Origin of the sequence: Paraburkholderia sp. A1RI-2L, assembly GCF_048957375.1 — a bacterium.
Taxonomy (GTDB): Bacteria; Pseudomonadota; Gammaproteobacteria; order Burkholderiales; family Burkholderiaceae; genus Paraburkholderia.
The window spans coordinates 324,588-348,236 of sequence record NZ_JARBTA010000003.1; the positions used below are offsets into that span (position 1 = coordinate 324,588).

The 23,649-nt window shown below is 62.8% G+C and carries 19 protein-coding genes; 14 read left to right on the forward strand and 5 right to left on the reverse strand.

The genetic code is table 11. The annotated features are described in order from the left end of the window. The first annotated feature begins 71 nt into the window (after positions 1-71). The gene (locus PWP93_RS24610; protein WP_421046388.1) at positions 72-1,550 is read left to right on the forward strand and encodes a sensor domain-containing diguanylate cyclase; all 1,479 of its coding nucleotides are present in this window, start codon (positions 72-74) and stop codon (positions 1,548-1,550) included. Between the two features lie 209 nt (positions 1,551-1,759). On the opposite strand, the gene solA is transcribed toward PWP93_RS24610, so the two are convergent. After that, positions 1,760-2,926: an N-methyl-L-tryptophan oxidase gene (gene solA / locus PWP93_RS24615; protein ID WP_421046389.1), complete on the reverse strand. Its 1,167-nt coding sequence runs from the start codon at positions 2,924-2,926 to the stop codon at positions 1,760-1,762. A gap of 127 nt (positions 2,927-3,053) precedes the next feature. After that, positions 3,054-3,374, reverse strand: coding sequence for a hypothetical protein (locus PWP93_RS24620; protein ID WP_421046390.1), 321 nt, complete (start codon positions 3,372-3,374; stop codon positions 3,054-3,056). Between the two features lie 561 nt (positions 3,375-3,935). Here PWP93_RS24620 and PWP93_RS24625 point away from each other — a divergent pair. Continuing rightward, positions 3,936-5,126 carry a GGDEF domain-containing protein gene (locus tag PWP93_RS24625; RefSeq protein WP_421046391.1) on the forward strand — a complete coding sequence of 397 codons (1,191 nt, stop codon included), beginning with the start codon at positions 3,936-3,938 and terminating at the stop codon, positions 5,124-5,126. Positions 5,127-5,493: 367 nt separating this feature from the next. Here PWP93_RS24625 and PWP93_RS24630 read toward each other — a convergent pair whose 3' ends face one another. The 3 genes from PWP93_RS24630 to PWP93_RS24640 all read right to left on the reverse strand — a co-directional run bounded on the left by PWP93_RS24630 (position 5,494) and on the right by PWP93_RS24640 (position 9,199). Next, positions 5,494-7,059, reverse strand: a complete 1,566-nt coding sequence (locus PWP93_RS24630; RefSeq protein ID WP_421046986.1) for a SulP family inorganic anion transporter — start codon at positions 7,057-7,059, stop codon at positions 5,494-5,496. A gap of 113 nt (positions 7,060-7,172) precedes the next feature. Continuing rightward, entirely contained in the window at positions 7,173-7,793 is a 621-nt protein-coding gene (locus tag PWP93_RS24635) for a carbonic anhydrase (protein ID WP_421046392.1), read from the reverse strand. Positions 7,794-8,287: 494 nt separating this feature from the next. Beyond that, on the reverse strand, positions 8,288-9,199 hold the full coding sequence (locus tag PWP93_RS24640; RefSeq protein ID WP_421046393.1) for a LysR substrate-binding domain-containing protein: 912 nt from the start codon (positions 9,197-9,199) through the stop codon (positions 8,288-8,290). A gap of 108 nt (positions 9,200-9,307) precedes the next feature. On the opposite strand from PWP93_RS24640, the gene PWP93_RS24645 reads away from it, so the two are divergent. The 12 genes from PWP93_RS24645 to PWP93_RS24700 all read left to right on the forward strand — a co-directional run bounded on the left by PWP93_RS24645 (position 9,308) and on the right by PWP93_RS24700 (position 23,583). Then, positions 9,308-10,558 (forward strand): CaiB/BaiF CoA transferase family protein, encoded by a 1,251-nt coding sequence (locus tag PWP93_RS24645; RefSeq protein WP_421046394.1) that lies wholly within the window; start codon positions 9,308-9,310, stop codon positions 10,556-10,558. Continuing rightward, a complete protein-coding gene (locus PWP93_RS24650; protein WP_421046987.1) occupies positions 10,551-11,690 on the forward strand; it encodes an acyl-CoA dehydrogenase family protein in 1,140 nt (379 codons plus the stop codon). The genes PWP93_RS24645 and PWP93_RS24650 overlap by 8 nt, the downstream gene beginning before the upstream one ends. A 26-nt stretch (positions 11,691-11,716) precedes the next feature. Continuing rightward, positions 11,717-12,466, forward strand: coding sequence for an electron transfer flavoprotein subunit beta/FixA family protein (locus PWP93_RS24655; protein ID WP_421046395.1), 750 nt, complete (start codon positions 11,717-11,719; stop codon positions 12,464-12,466). Between the two features lie 22 nt (positions 12,467-12,488). Continuing rightward, entirely contained in the window at positions 12,489-13,433 is a 945-nt protein-coding gene (locus tag PWP93_RS24660) for an electron transfer flavoprotein subunit alpha/FixB family protein (protein WP_421046396.1), read from the forward strand. A 97-nt stretch (positions 13,434-13,530) separates the two neighbouring features. Next, a complete protein-coding gene (locus PWP93_RS24665; protein ID WP_421046397.1) occupies positions 13,531-14,982 on the forward strand; it encodes a purine-cytosine permease family protein in 1,452 nt (483 codons plus the stop codon). Between the two features lie 312 nt (positions 14,983-15,294). After that, complete coding sequence (locus PWP93_RS24670) at positions 15,295-16,692, forward strand: PLP-dependent aminotransferase family protein (protein ID WP_421046398.1); 1,398 nt, start codon at positions 15,295-15,297, stop codon at positions 16,690-16,692. A gap of 174 nt (positions 16,693-16,866) precedes the next feature. Next, a complete protein-coding gene (gene eutB, locus PWP93_RS24675) occupies positions 16,867-17,898 on the forward strand; it encodes a hydroxyectoine utilization dehydratase EutB (RefSeq protein ID WP_421046399.1) in 1,032 nt (343 codons plus the stop codon). Beyond that, entirely contained in the window at positions 17,895-18,884 is a 990-nt protein-coding gene (locus PWP93_RS24680) for a cyclodeaminase (RefSeq protein ID WP_421046400.1), read from the forward strand. Before eutB ends, PWP93_RS24680 begins: the two co-directional genes overlap by 4 nt. A 63-nt stretch (positions 18,885-18,947) precedes the next feature. Then, positions 18,948-19,985 (forward strand): N(2)-acetyl-L-2,4-diaminobutanoate deacetylase DoeB, encoded by a 1,038-nt coding sequence (gene doeB / locus PWP93_RS24685; protein ID WP_421046401.1) that lies wholly within the window; start codon positions 18,948-18,950, stop codon positions 19,983-19,985. Between the two features lie 15 nt (positions 19,986-20,000). Further along, positions 20,001-20,492 (forward strand): Lrp/AsnC family transcriptional regulator, encoded by a 492-nt coding sequence (locus tag PWP93_RS24690; protein WP_421046402.1) that lies wholly within the window; start codon positions 20,001-20,003, stop codon positions 20,490-20,492. Positions 20,493-20,659: 167 nt separating this feature from the next. Next, on the forward strand, positions 20,660-22,144 hold the full coding sequence (locus PWP93_RS24695) for an NAD-dependent succinate-semialdehyde dehydrogenase (protein ID WP_421046403.1): 1,485 nt from the start codon (positions 20,660-20,662) through the stop codon (positions 22,142-22,144). A gap of 41 nt (positions 22,145-22,185) precedes the next feature. Further along, positions 22,186-23,583 (forward strand): aspartate aminotransferase family protein, encoded by a 1,398-nt coding sequence (locus PWP93_RS24700; RefSeq protein WP_421046404.1) that lies wholly within the window; start codon positions 22,186-22,188, stop codon positions 23,581-23,583. Positions 23,584-23,649 lie beyond the last annotated feature (66 nt).

Consider the following 23,649-nt stretch of genomic DNA (forward strand, 5'->3'; position numbering starts at 1 on the left):
CACTCTGGGCGCGCTCTTTTTAGTATGCGGAAACCAGTGCCACATAGGCTCCTCCCCGCCCGTAAAAGACAATGAAGACTCGGGAAACAGCCCCTTACGCCATCGTGGTGGGTGGCATCCTGATCGCCTGCGCGCTGGTCGGCCTTTGCGTCTTGCAATTGCTGCAAAGCCGGCAGGATGCGCTTGACCGGGCGAGCGAAACCTCGCGCAATCTCGGTCTCGTCGCCGAGCGCGACATCGAGCGCAACTTTGAGCTTTATGATCTGTCGCTGCAGGAGGTGGCACAAGGGCTGCAAAGGGCGGACGTGATGGCGTTGCCGCCGCACTTGCGGCATGATGTGCTGTTCGATCACGCGATGACAGCCAAATTTCTCGGCTCGATGCTGGTGATGGATGCCGCCGGCAACATCGTGCTGGATTCGGCCAACGACGTGCCGCGCAAGGGCAACTTTGCGGACCGCAAATCCTTCACGGTCCAGCGCGACAATCCGAACGTCGGTCTCTATGTTAGCGATCCGTACGACTCGCGACTACGCAACGGCACACCCAGCATCGCCCTGTCGCGACGACTCTCGCATCCGGACGGCACGTTTGCCGGCATTGTGCTGCTGGCGATCAATCTCGAGTATTTTCACAGCCTGTTCTCCGGCCTGTCGCTGGGCCCGCATGGCTCGATGTCGTTGATTGGCAAGGACGGCATCATGGTCATGCGCCAGCCGTACGACCCGCGCATTCCCGGGCGAGATATCAGCAAGGCGAGCACGTTCCGTCGTTTTGTGTCTGCGACGGAAGGGACGTTTATCGAGACGGCATCGATTGATGGCGTTCGACGGCTTTACTACTTCAAGAACCTGCCGAATCTGCCATTGATCATCATGGTCGCGGAAGCCGAACAGGATATCTATGCAGCGTGGCGTCATCGCGCCCTGACGATTGGCCTGCTGGTGGCAGCGTTTGGCGCAGCACTTATTGCGCTGTCCGTGCTACTGAGCGTCCAGTTGCGTCGCCGCATGCGGGCAGAATCGGAACTGGTGCTGCTGGCCCGGACCGATGGTCTCACCGGACTCAACAACCGCCGCACGTTCGGCGAGATCCTCGAACAGGAATGGCGCAGGGCGCGTCGCGCGCGCAGCGTGTTTTCGCTGTTGTTTGTCGATGTCGACCGCTTCAAGGCGTACAACGACACGTATGGTCACCAGGCAGGGGACGATGCGCTGGCAGCCGTCGCGCGGTGCATCGGCGAGAGCATCCGGCGTCCGGGCGATATCGCCGCCCGCTATGGCGGGGAGGAGTTCGTCGTGTTGCTGCCCAACACGTCAATGACCGGGGCCTTTGCGATCGCGGAGAAAATCCGTGCCGCGATCAGCGGACTCGCCATCGAGCACGTGAGCAGCGAGTATGGGCGCGTGACTGCCAGCATCGGAATGGCTAGCTGGACGCCGGAAGAGGATGGCGACGCCGGCGCGGTGATCAAGGCGGCCGACGAGGCGTTGTATGACGCGAAGACAACCGGCCGGAACAAGATTGCTTCGTTCCAGACGACCTCCTGACCGATGGGCGGTGAAGGGCATCACGCAGGCGGCGGGGCCGACTCCAAGGACCGGATCGAATCGAAGCTGAACTGATCGCATGCGAAGCGGCCGCCACCTGTTCGCCAGGAATCGCCTGATTTCGCGCGATAGTATGGTTAGTTCGAGCGCTGCGGAAGTCCGATTGGACCGCTTCAGGCTGTCCATGTAGTTGGTGACAGCTACGGTTGTTATGCAGGGCCGCCAGTGAAGCGTTCGAATGAGAAAAGCGATAAATCCGCACGACTCACACCTTTTGTGAGGCGCTCGGCCAGTGCCTCGCCGATAGCGCTGGCAAACTTGAATCCGTGTCCGGAAAAACCGGTTGCGACCAGGACGTTCGGGCAGGCTGGCACGGCATCGATGATGAAATGCTCGTCCGGCGTGACGTCGTATTCGCAGATCCTTCCCGTTCGAAGCGCTCCGGCTCCCGGCAGGAATTGCTGCAGGAACGCCCGCAGATCACCGAGATCGGTCGGCTCGGACCCGAACGGGGTGAGCTCTGCGTCTGCCGCGATGTGCTGTCCCCCGTCATGCCTGCCGACCTTGAGTCCCTCGCCGCCCAGGTCGGGGAAGCCGTAGAACTGGCCGGTCGCCGATGTGAACGCGAAGCCGGGGAAGCGATCCGGGCCGAAGTCCGGCGCGGGCTCGAACCAGGCGAAGCTCTTGCGTACGCGAGTCACAGGAAGCGCCATGCCCAGCGGGGCCAGCAACGTGCGCGTCCATTTGCCCGCACACACGATGAGCGCTTGCGCGGAGTACCGTTCTCCCTCGCGCGTCACGACATCGACGCTATCCGGCGCACGCCATTCGATGCCGCTGACCGTCGCGTTCGTACGCAGCGCCACGCCATGCATGGAAGCGAGTGTCCGGTAAGCGCTGAGCGCACGTTCGCAATACAGCACGCCAGCGTCGGGTTCGAAGTGAACGATATGCTCTTTGGAAAGTCGCCATGCTGGCCATCGGCTGCGTGCCTCGCCGCCGTCGAGTGTCTCCAGCGTCAGCCCGTACCGGATGGCGCTTTGCCTGACCTCATCCAGAAAGTGGTCGCCGGGCAGACCGATGTTGGCCACACCGGTGCGCGCGAAGAGGGGAGTAGCCGTCTCGAGCTCCAGTTCGGTCCAGAGCTGCTGCGCCCGCAACGCCAGCGGGACATAAGCGGCACCCTCTCCGTAGGCATGACGGATAAGGCGCGTGCTTCCATGATGCGAACCAATGTCATGAGGCGGATCGCCGGCGTCGAGCATGAGCACCCCGTTGCCGGCTTTGGCGAGGTAATACCCGGCAGCCATGCCCATCGAGCCAGCGCCGATGATGATTGTGTCGAAGGCGCGCGCGTTGACGTGCAGAGAGGGCATCAGGGATGTATGTCGTGTCGAAGAGTGAGGCAGCAAGCGGTTCCCGCCGCGAGGGCGGAGCGCATTTCATGGTCGTCGATCATTGTCGTCGATTAGTGGTTGCCGGTCGAGCGCGGCGGCCGGTGATCTAGAGTGTCTCAGGCGCGCGGGGCGAATCGGTATCGACGCCGCGCACGGCCTGCTGCGCTTGCATGCGGTCCTGCCGCATGGCTTCCGCCAGGTCCTGCTCAGTGATGGGCGTGAAGTGCGAGCCCCACTGGTCTGAGTGGCGTGCCCACGGTATCGCCGGGCGCTCGAACGGCCAGACGTGGTAGTAGAGATATAACAGTGAGTTGTCGTCGGCGTGCTGCGCCAACCCCGCGAAGCGGTAGATGCCGCCGTCGATGTGCCGAAACAGTTGCCCCCACTTCGGGGCGCTCATCAGTGCTGCCAGAATCTGGTCGCTCATCGCTCAATCCTCGGTTGTGTTTTCGGAATCCGCGGTCACGAGCTCCGTCTTCCCCGGTCGCGCCATGGCCGCCCTTTGCGTTCTGCCAGCGTCGATGTTGGTGCAGCGCGCGCTGCATTACCGTGCAGTCGCGCACATGTAGTTTCGCGCCCGGGTTGGCGCCAGGCTCACGCACGTCCGGCGTGGCAAGGCTGCGCGACCTCGCAGTTCTTGCGCAGTCGACGGATGCGTAAGTATGTGAACAGTCGTCGCTTTTCCAGACAAAGCGCCAGATTTTGCACGATTCGAAGGTCAAAGCCTGCCGCCCATGTCGAATATCCGCACGTGGCGCACGTCCTCGTCGATTGAGGAAGAGGCGCTTTATGTTCTCTCAGTGCGGAGGCTCGCCGGAATCGGTTTCCTTCCATATCTGCTCGTATTCATCCAACCCCGCGTGGGATACGATACGCATTAGGCGCGTGCCAGCGTTGCGCGACTCTTGTTTTTCGTTTTGCTTTCAACGATTGACTGCCGGCTTTCTTATTTCAGGCCGCCCTTCCTTTTCATTGCCAGCCCAATTTCATGCTCAGCGCCATCGCCTTGTTCGGCATCTTGATCGTATCTTGCCTGATGAGCGTTGCCATCCTGGGTTCGCTGCTTCGGACAGCCGTGGCGGGAGTTGGTCGTTGGTGTTTCGCTTACGCGCTATTGGCTTCGGCTTCGTCATGGGTGTTGGTCGTCGGCAATCAGCCTGGTCCGGGCGCAATCCTGGGCGTCCTGCTCCTTACGCTGGGCGCCGTGATGCTGCTTGTTCAGGGCATGCGTCAGTTTTTCGGCCTTAGTCCTGTACGTCGTGACGAGTCAGTGGCGATCGTGATCGTCGTTGTAGCGCTGGCGTACTTTACGTGCGTATCGCCTGATCTCCATGCGAGGGTCACGCTGGCATCCATTGTGTTTGCGTATGGACGCATCACCGTGGGTACGTTGGCCCTGCGTCACGCGCCGAGGGACGGCACGCGCTACGCGCATCGATTCCTGGCTGCAGCGGCTTACCTTGGCGCGTTGGTACACCTCGCGCGGATAGTTGCGGCAGCGTCCGGTGTCGTGCCGCCCACTACATTCCTGCAACTGTCGCTCTGGAACGTTCTGCTGCTCGGACTGGCGGTCGTCACGTTACCGTGCATGTCGATCGGCATGGTGATGCTCGCACACGATCAGCTCGCCCGAAGGATGGAAAAACTCGCGACCATCGACGAACTGACGGGCGTACTCATGCGGCGCGCGTTCATGTCCAGGGCGAACCTGCTGCTTTCCGAGGCGCAGGAAAAGTCCAGGCGGCTGTCCATCGCGATCCTCGACGTCGACAATTTCAAGGCCGTCAACGACGGCTTTGGCCATGCAGTCGGTGATCGTGTTCTTGCGCGCGTCGCATCGGTGGTGTCCGACGGGCTGCGGTCGTGCGATCTTTTGGGACGGCTGGGCGGCGAAGAGTTCGCGATCTTGTTTGCAGATACCCGCAAAACCGATGCCGCGCGAATGGCCAACGCACTTCGGCTTGTTGCCGAACGATCGCCTGACGATGGCGTGCGCTGCACGTTCAGCGTCGGGGTCAGCGAGATCTTGCCTGGCGATACGCTGGAGAGCGCAATGGCGCGGGCAGACGCGGCACTCTACATGGCGAAAGCGGCAGGCCGCAATCGCGTCGTGGTGGCGCCCGAGACGGACGAACTCGATACGCTGGAGTTCGTGAGGGTGCGGGACGGTAGCGGTTAGCGTCATCCGGAATCTCCCGGACATTTCGGGCGCTCCGCCAAATACATGCGTGCGCGGCTTGTGCGCGAGCGCGCGCAGCATGAGCGCCCAATGGGCGTGGTATCGAACGCTGGCGGCTTTCAATGCGTCATTCGCCGCGTTAAAGCGGTGCAGCTTCGCTGCATTGCGATATCCGGGCTTGCCTTGTGCGATCTGTGCGCGGGGGACATGCTCGATGCCCATGCCTACCGATCGCCCGCTGCGCTACGTGAACCCCACCGCGCCCGGCAGAAAGCCTTGGCCGAGGGTCACGCAGCTGTCTGGCCCGAATCGCGGCAGGTTCAATGCGCCCCTGGCGGAACTTGAAGGCGGGGCGTGCATTCTCTCTTCAGTTTGAGCGGGCCTCGGCCGCGAGGTCCGGGGTCGACCTCCATGTCCGCGTCACAGGAGGGGGCACGTGTGCTGCATGCCGCATCTCGACCACTATCGAGCGTTGCTTCGCGTCGGCGAAGAAACGCTCGAGCAACTCACGGACGTCGTGATCAATGAAGTCGGCACGCGTGGTGTCGACGATTACCGTGGCACGGTCAGGAATGCGGGTGAGCATCTGCTTGAGCGGCACCTTGCCGAGGAACGACACATCCTTGCGAAACGAGAGCAGAAAATGGTCGTCGTGCTGCGCGAGCGCAATCGGCCGATGCAGGTTCGCCCACAGTGCCAGCCCGACGCTGCAGAGCACGCCAAGCATGATCCCGGTAAGCAGATCGGTGGCAAGGACACCAGTGACAGTCACAATGAATGGCGCGAACGGCGCTGCGCCCTGTTTCGCGAGTCCCACGAATAGCGAGGGTTTGGCGAGCTTGACGCCTGTATGTATCAGAATTGCGGCCAGGCTTGCGAGCGGAATCAGGTTGATGACATCGGTGAGGGCGAACACGCTGACAAGCAGCAGCACGCCGTGCACGATTGCTGAGAGCCGGCTTTGCGCACCGGCGTGCACGTTTGCCGAACTGCGTACGATGACCGATGTAATTGGCAATCCTCCAACGGCGCCCGCGATGAAATTGCCGACGCCTTGCGCCTTCAGTTCGCGGTCTGGCGGTGCCGTGCGTCGCAGCGGGTCGATCTGCTCGACGGCTTCGAGACTCAACAAGGTCTCGAGACTTGCAACGACGGCCAAGGTCAACGCCACGATCCAGATCTCCGGAGAGGCGAGAAGTGCGAAGCTCAGCTCAAAGTCGCCAAATTTCAGGGCGTCGCCCAGTGCCGCTAACGACCCGATTGCAGGCAGTGCCACACGGTGTTCGACCGGGAGCGCAAACGTAGGCCCGAGCGCGCCGCAAACCACTGTGACACTTACGCCGGCAACCACAACGGCAAGCGGTGCAGGCACGAGCCGCACGAGCGAAAAGCGTCGCAGGGCACTTGTTTCCCACGCCGCGAGGATGGCGAGCGAAAGCGCGGCAACGATGCATGCGATGGGAGAAATCGACTGAAGTGCAGCCAGGAATGATTCGGTGCGGTGCGCTGACGCAAGTCCCAGTGCGAGCGGGATTTGCTTCACGACCAGCAGCAGACCGATTGCGGCGAGCATGCCTTTGATAACGGGCGTGGGCACATAGGAGGCGAGCCGGCCGGCTCTCAGCATGCCAAAGCCGAACTGTATGACGCCCGAAAGCAGCACCGCGAGCAGAAATGCGGAGAAGCCGCCAAGGCGTGCGATGCCATCCACGACGATCACAACGAGTCCCGCGGCGGGGCCGCTCACACTCAAGCGCGAACCGCTGAGCGCGGCGACGACGATGCCGCCGACAATACCAGAAACGAGACCGGCTAATGGCTCGGCGCCGGAGGCTCTTGCGATGCCGAGACACAAGGGTAGCGCGACGAGAAAGACGACGGTGCCGGCAGCGAAGTCGCGCGCAAGCGCGGACAGAGAAGCTCTTGAAGTCATGACGGAAGCAGGAAGAAGAGACGGGTGGAAAACGCGAGTGCGTGCTTTGTGCGAGTGCCGGGCCACGACGGCCGACGCACGCCTGAAGGGGACACGCAATTGAGAATGAATGATCAGGTTGCCGCGATTGCCAACGTTGTTGTCGCATCGTAGCCCGAAGCGAGTTCGCGCAACTGGCCGTCGCTGAGCGAAAAGATCCATCCGTGCACGAGCGGTGCGGGTTCGCTCTCACGCACGAGTGGATGTCCGCGCAGCAGGCGCACCTGCTCGATCACGTTGAGTTCGGCAAGATGGTTGATGCGAGCTTCTTCCGACGGCAGGCGTTCGAGGGCCGCGCGATGCGTCTGCGCGAGCGCGCAAAGCGGCTTGATGCGCCGGTTCACGTGCGGCAGAGCGCCGGCGGGTGGGAGCAGCGAGGCGCGTACGCCGCCGCATCCGTAATGGCCGCAGACAATAATGTGTGCGACCCGGAGTACGCGCACCGCATATTCAAGCACGCTCATGTTGTTGTCGTCGTCGGGGTGGAACAGGTTGGCGATGTTTCGGTGGACGAAGAGGTCGCCTGGTGCGCAGTGGGTGACGCTTTCGGCCGGTACGCGGCTATCGGAACAGCCAATCCAGAGCACTTGCGGCTTCTGTCCGGCGGCTAGCGCGCTGAAGAACTGCGGGTCGCGTCGGGCAATTTCCTGCGCCCAGGCGACGTTGGCTACGAGCATGCGTTTCGGAAGATTCATGGGTCGAGGCTCCAATGAGCGGCGGCTCCGCTCAATTCTTACGTATTGCTTTCTACCAGAAAAAAACTGGACGCCCGCGAAAAATAAATCGAAACCATGCGCAGTGAATATAAAAAGCAGATTGGCCGTGTTTGCGCGAGTACGCGGGAAATTAGCGGCAGCTAACGACCATCGGGATCAATCTTGCTGTGGCGCTCTGTCGAAGAGGGCAGGGCGCGCTTGGGCGCGGTTGGCAAGCGTATGCATATCCGCTGAAACCCACGAACGCTATGCGGTGGCGGGCATGTGGTGCGTCTGGTTTGCCGATGGCGCAATCTGTGCGTGCTTTCCCTGCCTGCCTGCCTGCCAGCCGGTCGGCAAATCTTGAGGAGGCGCCTTCACATACGGCTGGCCCTGATGCCGGCCGTGATGCCGAATGGCCTTTCAATGGATGACCCAATGATGGGCGCAACGGTGACGGAATTAATGCGGACGACGCTTGATGCCCACATCGATCATTTTCCGACCCGCTCGCGCGTTGCTTCAGTCACCGCGTCGCGCACGCAGGCGGTGAGCAGTTCCGAGGCTCGCGTGTGCGGCACACGCGCGGGTCGTGCAATCACGAGCGGCTGAATCACGGTGGCTTCACGTATCGGCCGCTCGGCAACGAGCGGCGTCTTCTCGGCCGCGGGACTTTGCGTAATTAGCAGCGACACGCCCAGCCCGCTTGCCACCATCGCGCGCACGAGTTCAATGGACGTCGCCCGATACTGCACGTTGGGCGACAGGCCGTGCTGCCAGAATGGGGCCATCAGAAAGTCGCGGCTCTGCGGCAGGTCGATCTGGATGAATGGCTGCTCCGCGAGTTCGTGCAGCGAGATCGCGCGCCGGCGCTTCGCGAGCGATGACGCGTAGGGCAAGAGCGCGTACGGCTTGAGTTCGGCGAGGCACTCGCGCTCGATGTCCCCGGGCAAGCCCACGTCGTACATGAGTGCGAGATCGATCTGGCGCTTGCGCAGCCACTCATCGAGTTGCGCCAGGTCACCTTCGCGGAACTGCACGGTGAGACCCGGAAAGCGCGCCTGCGCGAGCTTGAGCACACGCGGCAGATAAACCGGCGCGATCGTGCGGAACACGCCGATCTGAACGAGGCCGCCGTCGCCTTCGCCAACGTCGTCGGTGGCGAACGCCAATGCCGAGGCGAGCAGGTGGCGCGCCTCGGCCAGCTTTCGTTGTCCGAAATGCGTAAGCGTCATGCCGGTGCCTGCGCCGCGCGCGAAGAGCGGCGCGTCGAACAGCGCTTCCAGCTCACGGATCGCCACTGAGATTGAAGGCTGCGACACGTTCAACTGTTTCGCCGCAGCGGTCGTGCTGCCGGTTTCCGCGGCCGTAACGAAGCAGCGCAGCAGCCTGAGCGATAGGGCCATACGATTTTCATATAGCGGTTAATTTATTCCAGTATTTTATCTTATTGCCTCCAAAGCCGAGAATTAATTCACCCGCCGAATTGGCTGGCTGTTCTGGAGGAAGACGCTGTGACACTGCTCGCGCTGCCGCTCGACGGCATTCGTGTGATCGATTTTTCCCGCGTGCTCGCGGGCCCGCTATGTTCCGCGCTGCTCGGCGACCTGGGCGCCGAAGTCATCAAGATCGAGCCGCCCGGCGGCGACGACTACCGCGCAATCGGCCCGTTTTCTGGAGGAGAGAGCGGTCTTTTCAGTGCGATGAACCGCAACAAGCAAAGCGTCGTGATCGATTTGAAGCGCGACGAAGGCCGCGCGCTGGCGCAGGCGCTTTGCGCGCAGGCCGATGTCGTTGTCGAGAACTTCCGCCCCGGCGTGGCCGAGCGTCTCGGCATCGACTATGCGCAGCTCGCCGCGCACAATCCCGCGCTCGTGTATGCAAGCGTCTCGGGTTTCGGCCAGACCGGACCGGAATCGCATCGGCCCGCCTACGACATCATTCTGCAAGCGATGTGCGGACTGATGGACGCGACCGGTTTGCCCGATGGCGCACCAACGCTTGTCGGCGATTCGGTCTCGGACGTCGTGAGCGGCATCTTCGCTTCGTGGGGCGTGCTCGCAGCGCTGCTAGCGCGCGAGCGCACCGGCAAGGGTACGCACGTAGACGTGGCGATGTTCGATGCGACGCTTAGCCTGACTGCCGCGCAGGTCGCGCGTTATGCGACGACCGGCATCGCGCCGCAGCGCGTAGGCAACCGGCACCCGTCGTCGGCGCCGTTCGGGGCCTATCGCGCGAAGGACGGCTATTTTGTCGTGGCGGTGCTCAACAATCGTCTTTTCGAGCGCTTCGCGCACGCGCTTGGCCAACCCGCGCTGGTCGACGATGCACGCTTTGCGAACGACGCGGCGCGCTGCGAAAACGAAGCGGTGTTGCGTGCGTGCATCGAAGCGTGGTCTGGAATCCGTAGCATCGACGAGGTGAATACGCTACTGAGCGAGGCGGGCATTCCTGTCGCACCGATCCAGAACATCAGAGACGCGCTGGAGAGCGAGCAAGCGCGCGAGCGTGGCCTGCTGGTCGAGACGTCGTCCAGCGGCGGTGGCACCATGCGCCTGCCGAGGCAGCCGGTCCAGTTCTCGGCCTGGCCCGCCACGCGCACGACGCGTGCGCCGCGCCTGGGCGAGCACACGCTGGCCGTTCTGCAGCGGCAGCTCGGCGTCGACGCAACGCACATCGATGCGCTGTGCGCCGCCGGCGTACTGGGTGTCGACAAAACCGTAAGCATGCCAAACGAAACGATTCAGGAGATGAATGATGCTTAAACGAATGGGTGTCACCGCGGCCGATCTCGAGATTGCCGAGGCGATCCGTCGCTTTGCGCACGCAGAGTTGGCGCCGCACGCGGCGCAGGTGGACCGCGACGAGATTTCCACTACGCGCTATGTGCCGGCGCTTGCCAATCTGGGCGTGATGAGCATGAACTTGCCTGAGCGCTGGGGTGGCATTGGCGCCTCGCCCGCAGCGATCATTCTTGCATTGGCAGAGATTGCGCGCGCGTGCGCGTCGACTTCGTCGATGATTGGCGCCCACTACCTCGCCACTGATTCGATCCTGATCGGTGGCGACGATGCGTTGCGCGCGCGCTATCTGCCCGACGCGGCGACGGGCGTCAAGCTCGGCGCGTTCGCGTTGACCGAGCCGCAAGCCGGTTCGAATCCGGCTGGCATGACGACCCAGGCGGTGCGCGATGGTGATGGCTACCGGCTGCGCGGTGTGAAGCACTTCATTTCGAATGCCGGGGCGGCGCAATTTATCGTGGTCTACGCGAAGACCGCGATGGAGCTCGGGACGCGCGGTATCAGCGCGTTCGTCGTGGATGCCGATACGCCTGGCGTGTCGGTGTCGTCGGCTGAAATGCTGATGGGCATTCGGGGCGCACCGGCGCACGAGGTCGCGCTCGATTGCTATGTGCCGGCGGCAAACCGGCTGGGCGAAGAAGGCACCGGCTTTCGCACGGCGATGAAAGTGCTCGACAACAGCCGCCTGGATGTGGCGGCGACCAGCCTCGGCATTGCAGAAGCGGCACTTGGCGACGCGATGGAATGGGCGAAGACGCGCCACGTCAACGGCGAGCCCCTTGCAGCGAAACAAGGCCTGCAATGGAAATTTGCCGACATGAAAACGCAACTGGAAGCAGCGTGGCTCCTGACGCTTCAGGCGGCGACGCGGCGCGCGGCGGGCGAGCCGTTCACCGATGCGGCTTCGATGGCGAAGCTCTACGCGTCGGAGATGGTGGCGTTCGTCACCGACGCGGCGCTGCAGATACACGGCGGCTATGGATTCACGCGCGAGATGCGCGTCGAGCGGCTCGTGCGCGACGCGCGGATTCTGCGTATTTACGAAGGGTCGTCGGAAATTCAGCGCACGGTGATTGCGCGGTCGATTCTGGCATAACGACGGTCAATGGACGGAGGGCGAAAATGAAAGTGCTAGTGGCGGTCAAACGCGTTGTCGATGCCAATATCAAAGTCGGCGTGAGGCTCGACGGCACCGGCGTCGACATTGCGAACGTAAAGATGTCGATGAACCCGTTCGACGAAATCGCCGTGGAAGAGGCGGTACGCCTGAAGGAAGCGGGCGTGGCGACCGAAGTGATCGCCGTGTCGGCAGGCGTGACGCAGGCGCAGGAGACCCTGCGCACCGCGCTCGCGATCGGCGCGGACCGCGCCATCCTGATCGAGTCGAATGAAGACCTGCAGCCGCTGGCGGTGGCCAGGCTGATGAAGGCGCTGGTCGACAGGGAACAGCCTTCGCTGGTCATCCTGGGCAAGCAGGCCATCGACGACGATTCGAACCAGACCGGCCAGATGCTGGCCGCGCTGGCCAACCTGCCGCAGGCAACGTTCGCGTCGAAGATCGTGGTGGCGGATGGCAAGGCAACCGTGTCGCGCGAAGTGGACGGCGGTGCCGAGACGCTGTCGCTGAAGCTGCCGGCCGTGGTCACGACGGATCTGCGCTTGAACGAGCCGCGCTACGTGACGCTGCCGAACATCATGAAGGCGAAAAAGAAGCCGCTGGAAACGATCAAGCCGGAACACCTCGACGTGGACGTCGCGCCGCGCCTGAAGACACTGAAAGTCAGCGAGCCGCCGAAGCGCGCCGCTGGTGTGGTGGTGCCGGACGTGAAGGCGCTGGTGACGAAGCTGAAAACCGAAGCCAAGGTGCTTTGAGCAAACCACGGATACAGAGCAAATGACGAATCTGGTAATTGCAGAACACGACAATGCGTCGATCAAGGCCGCTACGCTGAATACGGTTGCAGCGGCGCTGAAGATCGGTGGCGACGTTCACGTGGTGGTCGCGGGTCACCATGCGCAGCCTGCAGCGGATGCGGCAGCGAAGATCTCAGGTGTGTCCAGGGTGCTGCTGGCCGACGCGCCGCAACTTGAAGCAGGTCTTGCGGAGAACGTCGAAGCGACGGTTCACTCGATTGTGCAAGACCCGGCGAAGAACTACACGCACATCCTCATGCCGGCGACTGCCTGCGGCAAGAACATCGCGCCGCGTATCGCCGCGAAGCTGGACGTCGCCCAGATCAGCGATATCACCGCAGTCGACAGCCCGGACACGTTCGAGCGCCCGATCTATGCAGGCAATGCGATTGCGACGGTGCAATCTCAAGATCCCATCAAGGTCATCACGGTCCGCGCGACCGCGTTCGATGCGGTTGCAGCCGAAGGCGGCAGCGCGAGCGTGGAAAAAATCGAGGCTGTGGCGGATTCCGGCCTCTCGCTATTCGTGAGCCGTGAAGTCACGAAGCTAGACCGCCCGGAACTCACGAGCGCGAAGATCATTGTCTCGGGCGGCCGCGGTCTGGGCAGCGGCGAGAACTACACCAAGGTTCTGGAGCCGCTGGCCGACAGGCTGAACGCAGCGCTCGGCGCCTCGCGTGCGGCAGTCGATGCAGGCTACGTGCCGAACGATTACCAGGTCGGCCAGACCGGCAAGATCGTCGCGCCGCAACTGTACGTCGCGGTGGGCATCTCGGGTGCGATCCAGCATCTGGCCGGGATGAAGGACTCGAAGGTCATCGTGGCGATCAACAAGGATCCGGAAGCGCCGATTTTCAGCGTCGCCGATTACGGCCTCGTCGGGGATCTCAACGACATCGTTCCGTCGCTTACCGAAAAAATCTGAACAACGTACGCCGCTTTGTTCAACGCCTGGTGCGCCGCGGTTCGCAGCGCACGCGGGCACGACCCTGCAGCAGCTACCTTTTGGAGATGAGCACAAAATGGACCGTACCGCATCACGGAGTGCAAGAACCGCCATAGCAGAGCGTCGTTCGATCGACTACATCCCCGATGCCGAGCGCCACGGCAATCTTTGCAGCCAGTTTTCGCTCTGGTTCGGTGCGAATCTGCAGATAACGGCAGTCGTGGTTGGCGCGCTCGCCGTCGTGCTGGGTGGCGACGTATTCTGGTCGTTGATCGGGCTTCTCGTCGGGCAGATTCTCGGCGGCGCGGTCATGGCCTTGCATGGTGCGCAAGGCCCGCAACTCGGCCTGCCTCAGATGATTTCGAGCCGCGTGCAGTTCGGTGTCTATGGCGCAATCATTCCGCTCGTGCTGGTCTGTGTGATGTACGTGGGTTTCTCTGCGGGCGGCACGGTGCTGGCCGGTCAGGCCATCGGCGAACTGCTCGACGTGAACAACACCGTTGCGATCCTGATCTTTGCCGCCGTGGTGATTCTGCTCACCGGGCTAGGCTATCGAATCATTCACGCAATGGGCCGCGTATCGAGCATTGTCGGCACACTGGCCTTCCTGTACCTCTTCGCGAGCCTCCTGACCGGTCACGCATGGAGCTCGCTGATCGCCAACCGGCATTTCACCGTCGCCTCCTTCCTGCTCGCCGTTTCGCTCTCAGCGTCCTGGCAGATCGCATACGGTCCCTACGTCGCCGACTATTCACGCTATCTGCCGAAGTCCACCTCGACGCTCAAGACCTTCTTCGCCGTATTCAGCGGAACGGTGATCGGGGCGCAGGTTTCGATGACGTTCGGCGTGCTCGCCGCCGCGCTCGCGGGGAACCGTTTCTCCGGGCATGAGGTGGCGTTCATTGTCGGCCTCGGTGCGACGGGTACCATCGCTGCGATCCTCTATTTCACGATTGCGCTTGGCAAGCTCACCATCACCACGCTCAACGCGTACGGCAGCGTGATGTCGGTGGCGACGATCGTTACCGGTCTGGGCCAGCGCCGCGAAGTGTCCCGCCGTACCCGCCTCGCATTCGTGATTCTCTCCGTGAGCGCGTCGAGCGCACTCGCGCTTGCCGGGCAGCATTCGTTTCTGAAGGCATTCTCGTCTTTCCTGCTGTTCCTGCTGGTGTTCTTCACGCCGTGGAGCGCGATCAACCTTGTCGACTACTATTGCGTCACGCGTGAGCGTTACGATGTGCCCGCGCTCTTCGATGCGAATGGCCGATACGGGCGCTGGAATCCGGTCGGTATAACCGTCTACGTTGCAGGTGTGCTGGTGCAGATGCCTTTCGTTGCCACCGGCTTTTATACCGGGCGTTGGGTCGAGTATCTCGGCGGCGTGGATATTTCGTGGATCGTCGGCATCGTCGTGCCGGGCGCGCTGTACTACGCGGCGACGCACTTCGCGCCTTCGCGTGTGCCAGACCAGCTCATCCTGCCTGATACGCTGAGCGATGAGGCAGGCGCCAGGGAAACGCTGATTTAGCGTGCTGGCACGATCGCGCGGGGCTGAAAACGAAAAATGCGTAGCCCAAGGGCTTCGAGGCGGCAAGTGGGAATTGTCCCCTTTGGCTACAAAAATCGGGGAACGGGTCTCTTTCATAGCTCATGGGCTAAAAGGCATTCCCGCTGCGTGGGCCTACACCGCCCCTCCGACTCCGAAAGCGAGCAGCAATTTTTATCCGGAAATGTCATAGGACAATATTCTTCGCGTCCTGTTTTGCCGCAATATAGACGATGGAAGCCACAAAAACCGGTGGCAACCGGATACGCGAACCGGAAAACGCGGAGGTCGTCGGTGATCGAGCAGTGGCGGGAAACCCTGCGCGCGGTGCATGGCGTGGAATCGAAATACAAACGGCTGGTCAAGGCTATCGCGAGCGACATCGAGAGCCAGACTTTGCCGGCTGGCGCACGCCTGCCGCCGCAGCGCGACGTCGCGGCCGAACTGGCGATCAGCGTGCAAACAGTGACCAATGCGTACAAGGAACTGGAGCGACAGGGGCTGATCCGCTGCGAGGTAGGACGCGGCAGCTTCGTGGCTGCGCGCGTTACCGAGACCATGTCGAGCTACATGCTCGATACCGCCGAGCGATCGGTGGTCGATTTTTCGATTGCGCGGATCATTCATACGGCGGAACACGACGCGATGTGGCGCAAGGTGTGCGCCACGCTTTCAACCATCGACGATCAGCCGTGGATTCGCGCGTTTCGCCCGATCGCGGGCTTCGAACACCACCGGCAGGCGGGCGTCGCGTGGCTCGCGTCGCTGGGCATGCCGGCTTCGGCCGATACGCTGCTTGTGACGAACGGCACCGCGCACGGCATTTTTCTCGCGCTGGCGTCGACGGTCGGCCCCGGCGATACGGTGTTGTGCGAGAGCCTGACCGATCACGGCGTGATCGGATCGGCCAACGTGCTGGGCTTCACGCTGAAAGGCCTGGAGATCGACGAGTACGGCATTCATCCCGAACATTTCGAGGAAATGTGCGACAGCGAGCGCATTACCGCGCTCGTCTGCACTCCGACGCTGAACAACCCGACGGTCGCGCTGATGCCGGACTCGCGGCGCCGCGCGATTGCGCGAATCGCCGAGCGCTACGGCGTGTACATAATCGAGGACGATGTCTACGGCCCGCTTCCCGCCAAAGCGGCCACGCCGATCTCCAGCCTGATTCCCGACCTGTCGTTTTACTGCACGAGCATGACCAAATCGGTGATGGCGGGCTTGCGGATCGGCTATCTGGCGACGCCGCGCAGGCTGGCGCTGCGCGTGGAGAGCGTGCTTCGCGTCAGCAGCTGGATGGCCACCTCACCGATGGCGGAAGTGGCCACGCGCTGGATCGTGGACGGGACGGCGGCGCGGCTCGTCGAGATCCAGCGCGAACGGCTTGGAAAGCGTCAGGCTCAGTTGCGCAAGATGCTGGGCAAATACGTGCTCGGCGCGCATCCGCAGGCGCTCTCCGCGTGGCTGCGCGTGCCCGATCACTGGCGCACCGATCGCCTCGTGAGGGAACTGCGCAATCGCAATATCGCCGTGACTTCACCCGATCCGTTTCTGGTGCGCGACGCCGATCGGCCCAACGCCGTGCGCGTGTGTGTGGGCGCCGAGGTGGGCGAAGAAACCTACAACAATGCGCTGGAGACCATGCTCGATGTGTTCGAGCAATACCCGCAAGTACACGATTTCGTGTAATCGTCGCGCGCATTGCGACGCGCGAACTGGAAATGTACCAGGACAATAAAAATCGCTTTTTAGAACATTAGACTGGGCTGGATTGAGCACGATGCAGCCACCCATGAGCCAGCAAGGCGGGCGTAGCCGCATCGGATTCGAGACCTTCGAACCCTTTCGCGCAGAGCCGAGTCGATGTCCGCTTCGATATCCCTTACTTCGCAGGCCGGTCTTTCATTGGCCGATGTCTATCGTGCGCGGCGGCGTATCGAGAGGCGCGTCTGCCGCACGCCACTCGTTGAATCGCAGGGCTTGTCGCATCTTGCGGGCGTGCCCGTGTATCTCAAGCTCGAAACCGTGCAACCCACCGGCAGTTTCAAGGTGCGTGGCGCCACCAACGCACTCGCGCGTCTCGCCGAGGCCGGTTGCCGCAAGGTCGTGACCGCTTCCACCGGCAATCATGGGCGCGCGGTTGCGCATGCGGCCCGCGCGCTCGGCATCGACGCGATGGTCTGCATGTCGGCTCTCGTGCCGGCCAACAAGGTCGACGCGGTGCGCGCGCTCGGCGCACAGGTTCAGATCGTCGGTAAAAGCCAGGACGACGCCGAACACGCAGCGCGGCTTCTGGTGCGCAACGAAGGCTATGCGTATGTGCCGCCGTTCGATGATCCGCATGTGATCGCCGGGCAGGCAACGATTGGCCTGGAAATCGTCGAGGCGCTCCCCGATGTCGCGAACATCGTCGTGCCGCTTTCGGGTGGTGGCCTCTTTGCCGGCGTCGCGTTCGCCGCCAGGAGCGCGAACGCCGCGATTGGCCTCACCGGTGTGACGATGGCGCGCGGCGCGGCGATGCAGGCGAGCCTCGCGGCCGGCAAACCGGTTCTCGTCGACGAAGTCGAAACGCTCGCCGATTCGCTCGGCGGCGGCATCGGGCTTGAAAACCGCTACACCTTTGGGCTCACGCGCGATCTGATCGACCAGATCGTGTTGCTCGACGAGGCATCCATTGCGCGCGGCATTGCGCACGCGTACTGGCATGAAAGGCTCGTTGTCGAGGGCGCGGCAGCCGTGGGCATCGCCGCCTTGCTCGATGGCAAGCTCGAAGCCGGGCGTCTCGCGCACGGACCGCTCGTGCTGGTCGTGACCGGCGCGAACATCGATATGGACCTGCATCGGCGCGTCGTTGACCGCAGCCGTGCACCACGTGACTCACGCGAGGCCCCATGACTTCCATCACACTCCTCGGCGAAGCCGAACTACGTCAACTCGTCCCGCTCGATCTCGCGGCGGTCGATCAGGTGGAAACGGCGTTTCTATCGCTTGCCACCGAGGCCGTTGCCATGCCGCCGATCCTGCGGCTCGACCTGCCGGACCACAACGGTGAAATCGACGTGAAGACCGCTTGGCTGCCGCGCTTCGACAGTCTCGCGATCAAGGTGAGTCCCGGGTTTTTCGACAATCCGTCGCTCGGGCTGCCAAGTCTGAACGGGCTGATGCTGGTGCTGTCGGCGAAGACCGGTTTGACCGAAGCCGTGTTGCTCGATAACGGTTATCTCACGGCGGTGCGCACGGCGGCTGCCGGTGCGGTGGCGGCGCGCTGGCTCGCGAAGCCCCACGCGCCGCACGTCTCGGTGCTTGGCGCGGGCGAGCAGGCACGCCTGCAATTGCAGGCGCTGTCGCTGGTTCGCCGCATCGAGCGAGTGCGCGTGTGGGCGCGCAACCCGGAAAGCGCGCAGCGCTTCGTGCAGGAGATGAGCGAAACACTCGGCATTCGATGCGAGGTGGCGCGCGACGTTCGCCATGCGCTCGCCGAAGCGGATATAGCGATCACGACCACGCCGAGCCGCACGCCGCTGATCGAAGCCGCCGATCTGCATCCTGGTCTGCACATCACGGCCATGGGCTCCGACGCCGAACACAAGAACGAAATCGCCCCGGCGGCGTTGGCGGCGGCGCGCTACGTGTGCGACCGCGCGCAGCAAACGCGTGTGCTCGGCGAACTGCATCACGCGCTGAATGCCGGTGCGATACACGCCGACAGCGCGATAACCGAACTCGGGCAGGTGATCGCGGGCCAGAGCGCCGGCCGCGTCGATGAAGCCGACGTGACGATCTGCGATCTGACCGGAACCGGCGCGCAGGACACCGCGATTGCGGCACTCGCCTTGCAGCGGGCGCGTGGCGCGAGCGCCGGGATGCTCTTTTCGCAATGACGTCGCCAATGAAGGCGCAACAATCGAAACGCCGCTCAGGCGGCACATGAAGGAGCAGCTCAGATGCGGGCATCACCTATTCAGCCGACGGTCGATTTCAACGCGGACGGCGAACAACATGGTTTTCTGAAATTGCCGCACTCGCACGATGGTTCCGCGTGGGGCGCCGAGATGATTCCCGTCACCGTCGTGCGCAATGGCGAAGGACCGACTGCGTTGCTCACCGGCGGCAATCATGGCGACGAATACGAAGGGCCGATCGCGCTGTCAAAACTGGCGGTGTCGCTGAAAGCGAAGGACGTGAAGGGGCGCGTGATCGTCGTGCCGTTCATGAATTTTCCGGCGTTTCGTGCGGGAAGCCGCACGTCGCCGATCGATCGCGGCAATCTGAATCGCAGCTTCCCCGGCAAGCCGGACGGCACGGCGACCGAAAAAATCGCCGACTACTTCCAGCGGTATCTGCTGCCGCTTGCCGATTACGTGCTCGATCTGCACGCGGGCGGGCGCACGCTCGACTTCGTGCCGTTCGCCGCCATTCACGTCTTGCCCGATGCGAATCAGCAGTCGCGTTGCGAAGCGGCGATGCGCGCATTCGGCGCGCCATATTCGATGCGCATGCTCGAACTGGATAGCGTCGGTTTATACGACACGGCCGTCGAGGAGGCTGGCAAGGTGTTCGTCTCGACGGAACTTGGCGGCGGCGGCACGGCCACTGTGCAGAGCGTTGCGATCGCGGATCGTGGCGTGCGAGGTTTTTTGCAGCACGCGGGCATTCTCGCAACGGCGGCCGACAATGCGACCGCGCCAAACACCGGACGCACCACGACGCTGCTCGATATGCCCGACGCCACTTGCTACACGACGAGCGAGCATGATGGTCTGCTGGAATTGTGCAAGGACCTCGGCGATATGGTTGAAAACGGAGAAGTCATTGCGCGAATCCACGATGCGTCGCGCACCGGCACTGCACCCGTCGAATATCGCGCGCGTCGTGCGGGCATGCTCGCCGCGCGGCATTTTCCCGGCCTCGTCAGAACCGGCGATACGGTCGCGGTGCTGGCCGACGTCGTCGAGCGCGGCATACCGGTAACGGCGCGGTAACGGCGTGATGGTCCGATGAAGCTCGACCGCTACGATCTGGCGATTCTGCGCATCCTTGCGCACGATGGGCGCATCACCAAGTCGCGCCTCGCCGAGGAAATCAACCTGTCGATTTCGCCGGCGTGGGAACGCGTCAAGCGTCTCGAGGAAGGCGGCGTAATACGCGGCTATCGCGCGGACATCGATTGGGTGGCCGCGTTCAAAGGCAGCCGCGTGGTGGTCGAAGTTACACTCGCGCGTCACACCGCGCACGACATGCGGCGTTTCGAAGAGCGTGTCGCTCGCGCGCCGCAGGTCGTGCAATGCCACGCCACCGGCGGCGGCGTGGACTATGTCATGCACGTGATGTCGCGTGATATCGACCACTATCAGCGCTTCATCGATTCGCTGCTGAGCGACGAACTGGGCATCGAAAAGTACTTCACGTACATCGTCACGAAGGTCGTCAAAAGCGGCGTCGAAGAGTTGCCGGACTGGGCGCAGGAGAGCATCGGCGACGGCGCATGAAGCGTGCCGGCGGCTATCGTCCGGCGGCTTTGGCGCGGCCGCAGAAAAACGCACGACGTCATTTCGAAATTCAGAAAAAAAGCCAGGTTTCAAGGCGCATCAACCAAAAAAAACACAGCGCCGCGGCCCGTACAGTGACACACATGGATTGCAAACAGGAGGCATTCATGTTGCTGGGTCATCCGGTTCTTTTCAAGTCGTTGTGCTATGTCGATGGGCGCTGGGTGCATAGCGCGAGTGCGACGAGCGTTCCAGTCCTCAATCCCGCCGATCAAAAGGTGCTCGGCCACGTACCGATGCTGGACGCCGCGCAGATTACCGAAGCAGTTGACGCCGCCGGGCGTGCGTTCTCGAAATGGCGCTGGCTGCCGGTTAATCAACGCACGGCATTGCTGCTGCGCTGGCATGAGCTGATCCTGCGCCATCGGAATGATCTCGCGGCGATCTTGTCGCTCGAACAGGGCAAGCCGATTGCCGAAGCGCGCGGCGAAATCACATACGGCGCGAGTTTCGTCGAATGGTTCGCGCATGAAGCGCGCCGGCTGAACGGCCGCAACATTCCGACTCATATCGATGGTGCGCATCTCGGTACGGTGATGGAACCCGTGGGCGTCGCTGCGCTGATCACGCCGTGGAATTTTCCGTGCGCGATGATCACGCGCAAAGCGGCTGCCGCGCTCGCCGTCGGGTGCTCCGTGGTCGTGAAGCCTGCGCACGAAACCCCGTTCTCCGCGCTCGCGCTCGCGCAACTGGCCGAAGAAGCGGGCTTTCCCGCGGGCGTGTTCAACGTCGTGCTCGGCGAGCCGCAAGTGGCGATGGAAACGCTCGTGAGCGACAAACGCGTGCGTTCAGTGAGCTTCACGGGATCGACGCGCGTTGGCGCGCTCGTCATGCAGACGGCCGCGCGCGCCGGCATCAAGAAGACGGCCCTGGAACTTGGCGGCAACGCGCCTTTCATCGTGACGGCGGACGCCGATCTCAAAGAGGCCGTGCGTGTTGCAGTCGCGGCGAAGTTTCAGACCTCGGGGCAGGATTGTTGCGCAGCCAATCGCATCTTCGTCGCGCGGCCGCTGTACGAGGCATTCGTCGAACGCTACACCGAAGCCGTGCGGGCGCTGAATGTGGGCGCCGCATTCGAGGAAAACGTGGATGTCGGGCCGCTGATGCACCAGGCCGCATTCGACAGCACAGCACAGCGCGTTGCCGACGCGAAGGCGAAGGGCGCGCGCATCACGGTGGGTGGCAACCCGCACGAGCGCGGCGGCTGGTTCTTCGAGCCAACCGTGGTGGCCGACGCGGCGCCGGGCATGCGCATCTACGACGAAGAAAACTTCGCGCCGATCTCGGCGGTGTCGCCGTTCGATGCGCTCGACGAAGTGATCGAGCGCGCGAACGATACCGAATACGGCCTTGCCGCCTACGTCTGTGCGCGGGACATCAACACGGTGTTTCAACTGATCCGCCGTCTGGAATTCGCGATGGTTTCGGTCAACGGTGCGAAGTTCACCGGTGCACCTATTCCGTTCGGCGGCGTCAAGTCTTCGGGACTCGGCCGCGAAGGCGGAGCCGAAGGCTTCGAACCGTTCGTCGAAACCCGCTATTTCTGCCTCGGGCAACTTGGCCTGCCGGTTACCGAGAGTCGCGCAGCGTAGCGCAACTCAAACCCTGGATGGATTACACGAAGGAGCTTCCGATGACTCAACTCGATCAACTCTTTAACACCGACCGCGCGCACTTCATGCATCCGTCGACGCATGCGCACGACCACGCGAATGGCGCGCTGCCCGGGCGCATCGTGACGGGCGCCAAAGGCATTCGCATCGAAGACCACCAGGGCAAGTCGTATATCGACGCGTTCGCCGGTCTCTATTGCGTGAACATCGGCTACGGCCGCACGGAAGTCGCCGATGCGATCTACGAGCAGGCGAAGAAGCTCGCCTACTATCACACCTACGTCGGCCACTCGACCGATACGATCATCGAATTGTCGAAGCGCATCATCGACTGGTCGCCGCAGGGGATGAAGAAGGTGTACTACGGCATGTCCGGGTCGGACGCCAACGAAACGCAGATCAAGATCGTCTGGTACTACAACAACGTGAAGGGTCGTCCGAACAAGAAGAAGATCATCTCGCGGCAGCGCGGCTATCACGGCTCGGGCATCGTGACCGGCAGCCTGACGGGCTTGCCGAGCTTCCATCAATGCTTCGACTTGCCAATCGATCGCGTCAAGCATACGGTGTGTCCGCACTGGTATCGGCAGGCGCCGGCGGGAATGGACGAAAAGCAATTCGTCGCGTATTGCGTCGACGAACTGGAGAAGCTGATTGCGAAAGAGGGCGCCGATACGATCGCCGCGTTCATCGCTGAACCGGTGATGGGCACCGGCGGCATTCTGCCTCCCCCTGCCGGTTACTGGCCCGCCATCCAGCAGGTACTGAAAAAGCACGACATTCTGCTGATTTGCGACGAAGTCGTGTGCGGTTTCGGCCGGCTCGGTTCGAAAATGGGCGCGCAGCACTATGGCATCGCGCCGGATCTGATTACCGTCGCGAAGGGCCTGACGAGTGCCTATGCGCCGCTGTCGGGCGTGATCGTGAGCGAGGGCGTGTGGGACGTGATCGACAAGGCGTCTCAGGAGCTCGGCGCGATGGGGCATGGATGGACGTACTCGGGCCATCCAGTGTGCGCGGCGGCGGCGCTCGCGAATCTGGATATTTTGGAGCGCGAGAACCTCACGCAGAACGCCGCGCAAACCGGCGCGTATTTGCTCGAACAGCTTCATGCCGCGTTCGACTCGCATCCACTGGTCGGCGAAGTGCGCGGCGCGGGCATGCTGGCCGCGCTCGAATTCATGGCCGACAAGGAGGCTCGCCAGCCGTTCGACGCGGCGCTGAAGGTCGGTCCGCGCGTGTCGGCGGCGGCCATGCAGCGCGGTTTGATCGCGCGGGCGATGCCGCACGGCGATATTCTCGGCTTTGCGCCGCCGCTGGTGACCTCGCGCAGTGACGTTGACGAGATCGTGAAAATCGCGCGTGAGGCGGTGGATGAGGTTGCGTCGGCGGTGCTTGCGCCGGCTGCCTCTTCGTGAGGCTTCGTGATGCGTCAATAGCCTGAACACAGGTGCAAAAAAGCCAGACGCGTGGGTCTGGCTTTT